The 4697-nt window shown below is 35.4% G+C and carries 8 protein-coding genes; 6 read left to right on the forward strand and 2 right to left on the reverse strand.

What is annotated here, in order from left to right:
• The 4 genes from AC06OU_RS03235 to AC06OU_RS03250 all read left to right on the forward strand — a co-directional run.
• On the forward strand, positions 1–526 hold a 526-nt coding region (locus tag AC06OU_RS03235; RefSeq protein WP_475853943.1), incomplete at its 5' end, for an AI-2E family transporter.
• Between the two features lie 11 nt (positions 527–537).
• Entirely contained in the window at positions 538–984 is a 447-nt protein-coding gene (locus tag AC06OU_RS03240) for a PH domain-containing protein (RefSeq protein ID WP_340886393.1), read from the forward strand.
• Between the two features lie 9 nt (positions 985–993).
• Positions 994–1383, forward strand: a complete 390-nt coding sequence (locus AC06OU_RS03245; protein ID WP_475853947.1) for a DnaJ family domain-containing protein — start codon at positions 994–996, stop codon at positions 1381–1383.
• Positions 1384–1528: 145 nt separating this feature from the next.
• On the forward strand, positions 1529–2083 hold the full coding sequence (locus AC06OU_RS03250) for a biotin transporter BioY (protein WP_475853949.1): 555 nt from the start codon (positions 1529–1531) through the stop codon (positions 2081–2083).
• 58 nt (positions 2084–2141) lie between these two features.
• On the opposite strand, the gene AC06OU_RS03255 is transcribed toward AC06OU_RS03250, so the two are convergent.
• Entirely contained in the window at positions 2142–2354 is a 213-nt protein-coding gene (locus AC06OU_RS03255; protein ID WP_169359254.1) for a hypothetical protein, read from the reverse strand.
• Positions 2344–2658 carry a DUF3243 family protein gene (locus AC06OU_RS03260; RefSeq protein ID WP_475853951.1) on the reverse strand — a complete coding sequence of 105 codons (315 nt, stop codon included), beginning with the start codon at positions 2656–2658 and terminating at the stop codon, positions 2344–2346. Before AC06OU_RS03260 ends, AC06OU_RS03255 begins: the two co-directional genes overlap by 11 nt.
• Positions 2659–3585: 927 nt before the next feature.
• On the opposite strand from AC06OU_RS03260, the gene AC06OU_RS03265 reads away from it, so the two are divergent.
• Positions 3586–3933, forward strand: a complete 348-nt coding sequence (locus AC06OU_RS03265) for a DUF6054 family protein (protein WP_340886402.1) — start codon at positions 3586–3588, stop codon at positions 3931–3933.
• A 146-nt stretch (positions 3934–4079) separates the two neighbouring features.
• On the forward strand, positions 4080–4697 hold a 618-nt coding region (locus AC06OU_RS03270), incomplete at its 3' end, for a YhgE/Pip domain-containing protein (RefSeq protein WP_475853952.1).

Genomic DNA, 4697 nt, shown 5'->3' on the forward strand with positions numbered 1-4697 from the left:
TGGCTCACAGAACGACATGGCTACGATCCGACTTAAGTTTATACGTAAAACCTTATCTGATATAGATGATACTCTTCGCTCATACGTTCAAGGACAATTATTCGTGAGTTTTTTAGTGGGAGTAATGTTATTCATCGGATATACAGCAATTGGTCTTGAATATGCCTTACTACTAGCGCTATTTGGGATGATTATGAATGTTATTCCATTCCTAGGGCCATATATATCCCTAGTTCCTGCAGTTATAATTGCTTTAATTCAAGAGCCTAAATTAGCTATCTACGTAGCGATTATAATGCTTGTAGCTCAGCAAATTGAAAGTAACTTCATTACTCCAAATGTGATGGGGAAATCATTGGATATTCATCCACTAACCGTTATTACAATCATTTTAGCGGCTGGAAATATTGCAGGGTTAATGGGAATCATTTTAGGGGTTCCAACCTATGCAGTTATTAAAGCTATTTTAAAGAATATATACGCACATAGGGAAGGGATTAAGGATACAGCCACGAAATCTGTCTAGGAGGAGATGGAATGACCTTTAAATCTAAAATTGATAAAACCTTTGCTTATTTTATAGGGGTAGCAATTTTTATAATAGCACTTGCTACTCTTGTACCTGCCTTATATGAAATCTTTTCAGATGATGTAGATGTAAAAGCAGTGGTTATTATCAGTATTTTATTTATCATGTGTGTTGGATTTATTTTGTGGATAACCTTTGATATTGAGTATTCTTTTAGGGAGAAGTACTTATTTATTAAAGGAGGTCCTTTTAAAAGTAAAATTCCTTATGAGGATATAACGAAAGTCAATAAAACATCTCAAATTTTAGCTGGTTATCGAATTCTATCTTCTAAGGATGCGTTAGAAATTCATTATAAAAAAGCAGTGCTTGGAAGTGTAATTATCTCACCTAGCGAACAGCAGAAATTTTTAAGAATTTTGTCTGAAAAAGCACCACATATCTCTATGAAATGAGGTTTGATGATGGATAAGGACGATTATACACCACCGGTTAACGATTTAATGGGTGATATTCTTAGGAACTATGAAAAGTCTGGAGGCATGGATCATATAAAGGGAATGGGTCAACCGATTTCGGATGAATATTTCTCAGGAGACATTTTTCAGCACTTTCAAAAGATAGCCAAGGATGCTGGGTACAAACCACACTGGCTTAAGCTACAGCATGAAATTCGTGATGAGTTACAGGATATAGCGTCTAACTATACACATGGTCTTAAAGAAGGACTCCATTTTCGAATTACTAAAGTAAATGAAAAAATCATGGCCTATAACAAGTCATGTCCGCCTCCTATGCAAAAGAGTACAGTACGATTAGAATCAGTAGAAAATGCAGTGAGTCGTTGGTTGTAGGCATTGCTAGACAGACTTGCTTCAAATATTATATGAAACCGAAAATTCATCCTTCGGTTTCTTTTTTTATTTTATTCTCTTTTATCTACCTTTGTGTTAACCTATATTTATAAGTGGTTAACACAAATAAAAAGGGGAAGAAATTATGAGAAATGAACGTTTGAAAATGATGATTACTGCTGCTATGTTTGCTGGCATTATTGCCGTAGCTGCTCAGATAATGATCGCTATACCACCTGTACCATTTTCACTCTTAACGATTGCTGTTATGTTAACGGCTACTATTTTACCGAAGGAATATGCGTGTCTTGCTATTATCATCTATATATTACTTGGACTAGGTGGCATACCTGTTTTTGCTGGCATGACGGGTGGACCAGGCATATTACTTGGTCCAACAGGAGGATATATTTTAGCTACGCTACCAGCTGTGGTATGTATAAGCTTTCTGTTAGACATGTTTGGTCATAACAAATTTGTTGCTATTGGAGCTAATATGCTGAGTGTATTAATTATCCTATCGATCGGTATGGTTTGGTTAAAAATAGTTACAGGTATTTCATGGGAAGGTGCCTTTAAAGGTGGAATGTTAATTTTTCTTATTCCCGATTTAGTAAAATCAATAGTTGCCGCATTACTAGGAGTGATTATTAGACGTCGTTTGGTACAAGCTAAATTGATTAGGGCTACTCCTCTTTAATAAAAAAAGAATGCTCCAAGGGGAAAGGAGCATTCTTTTTTATAGCTATGGAGAAACGTCATCTAGGAGGAAATCGTTCTTCACTAGAAGAACGGTTTTTCGTGTGGGTATGATCTCTTTCATCTTGAACTTGAATATTCAAGTCCTCAACAGAGATGGCATCAACAGTTTGCATATCCTCATGCATATCGAACAGACTGACTTTAGTCGTCTTTACCCTATCGGGATTGTCTAATAAACGACCATCTGCCTCTTCTCGTTTATCCTTCATGTTTCGTAAGTTTTAAAAGCATTTGACTAAGAGCGTGTTGTTGATCTTTGTCAGCAGTTTTCCATAATTGCTGCAATAGATGTTCTTCACGGTTTCTAGGTTCTTCGTGCGCTGCAAGATAACCTGCGACTTTCTCGGTTGCTTTTGCAAGGGTCTCATCACTTAGACCCATTTTCTCACCCATTTTAACTTTGTCAGCTAGATAATCCTTAAATGTAGTAAAGCTTTTTAGGATTTCATTTTTTTCATCTGTACTGAAGCTTTCTAATGCTACTTCCACTTGTTTGTCTATTTTTCGATCCATTCTTTCTCACTCCTTTTTTTTGGGATTGTTATTAGCTATTCCCGAAGCTAAAAGGAATATGCATTTTAGTTTTACAATAAAGTTATTAGAAAGCGGTTTGAAGGGAGTACAACTACAATCCTCTAAGCAAAGGTGTGTAACTTCGATTTCTTTTCTGGCGAAAGCTTTCACCCCATTAATCGACTGCCAAAACAATTAGTAAGTATATACTTAAACTGGGTAAGTAAAAAATTACATTTATAAAAATGGTTGACATACTAATTGAAAATGATTATCATTATCGTATAGAGCTTACTCAATAGAGAAGGTTCTTACCAGCAACTTTTCTCCAAAGTACAGCTGAGTATTTTTTACGACTTAACCCCCTCAACGTTAAGTTCGTCCCTTGTAAAGCGGTATCCGCGTGGATGCCGCTTTTTTACGCGATAAAACAAATAAGGCAGCGACGTAACTATCAATAAATAGAAAGAGTTTGCTGAAACGGTGAACAGCCTACAGGTATTGCAGTAGGAATATTTGGTGGACCAACCTATATTTTTATATAAGTTTAAAAAGAAATTATCGTGGAAGACTTAAAATAATTGATAAAAAAAAATTATGAAGTCAAGCTCGTAAAGAAAAAACCAAATAATTGATTGTATGAAATTATTATGTGTAATTTATCAGGCATTATTAATAATATACAAAATTAAGGATTTACAAATTTATCGCATGTATTTATTGAGACTTGGGTGGCCATTCTAAAAATCAATTGGGAAATGCATCAGATGTGCTAGCATGCACTACAGTTTACAAAAGAGCGTATAGCATAAGGTAAAATCGTTTAAGCATTCTTGCGTTGTACCAATTATTACTTACGTAATAATGCCTTGTGACATGGAACTTTTTAACTTCAGAACCGTAGAAGTTAGAAAGGGGGCGGTTATTATGAAAGACGTGCGAGAATTTTATGTAGATATTACACCTATTGAGGCATTAAGGGTAATAGAACAATCAATTGTCACAGGATCTATATCTGGTAAGGTGTTAGACGTTTATAAGCGCTCTGTAGGAGACCAAGAGATAGTTGTTTGTGTAATAGAAAAATTCTATTATCGAACAAGTAATAGAGCATCTTTAACTATCACATTAGACAATTTAGAGGAATTTACCAAGGTTCATGCAGTAGCCTCTGGTGGTGGAGCAGGAGCATTTATGCGTTTTGATTGGGGAGCTGGGAGTAATTTTGTAGAGGGTGTAAGTCGTGCTTTGGACCAATATATTGTTGAACAGTGAAATTTTGATAATTTTTGTCTAATATTACTATTTAACAAAAATAATGAAAAATCTAAAAATTTAAAATATAATTAATGTAGGAATAAAAATGAATGAGTATTCATTTTTGTTTCTACATTTTTTTAATTTAAAATAGGGGGTTATGTATGGGTGCGTTCAAATTGTTGGGCGTGGAATTATCCAAGCTGACAGAGAAAAAAGGGGTATTATTTTCACTCATTGGAGTTTTGCTAATTCCAATTGTCTATGCAGCAGTGTTGTTATCTGCTACATGGGATCCGTATGACAATCTAGATAATTTACCTGTAGCGTTTGTTAATAATGATGCAGGTGCTGAATCAGGGGGAGCCCCAATAAACGTGGGGAATGATTTAGTGGCAGATTTGAAGCAAAATCCAGCTTTAGGATGGGATTTTGTATCGAAGGAGGAAGCCGAAAAAGGACTCAAGAGTCAGAAGTATTATATGACTATTGAGATTCCAGAGGACTTTTCTAGCAAGGTAACAACTGTGCTAGATGCTAATCCACAGGTAGCAGAAATAATTTATACACAAAATGAAGGACTAAACTTCATGGCCTCACAGGTCACGAAAAGTGCTACAGAAAAAATTCGTGAACAGCTAGGAAACAAAATTACGGAAACCTACACCAAAACATTATTTGCTCGATTTGGTGATATTTCTAATGGATTTGCTTCTGGTGCTGATGGTTCTAACAAATTGTATGAGGGTACAACAAGTCTTTCGGCAGGTACAAGTCAACTG

Source organism: Psychrobacillus sp. (genome assembly GCF_056205495.1).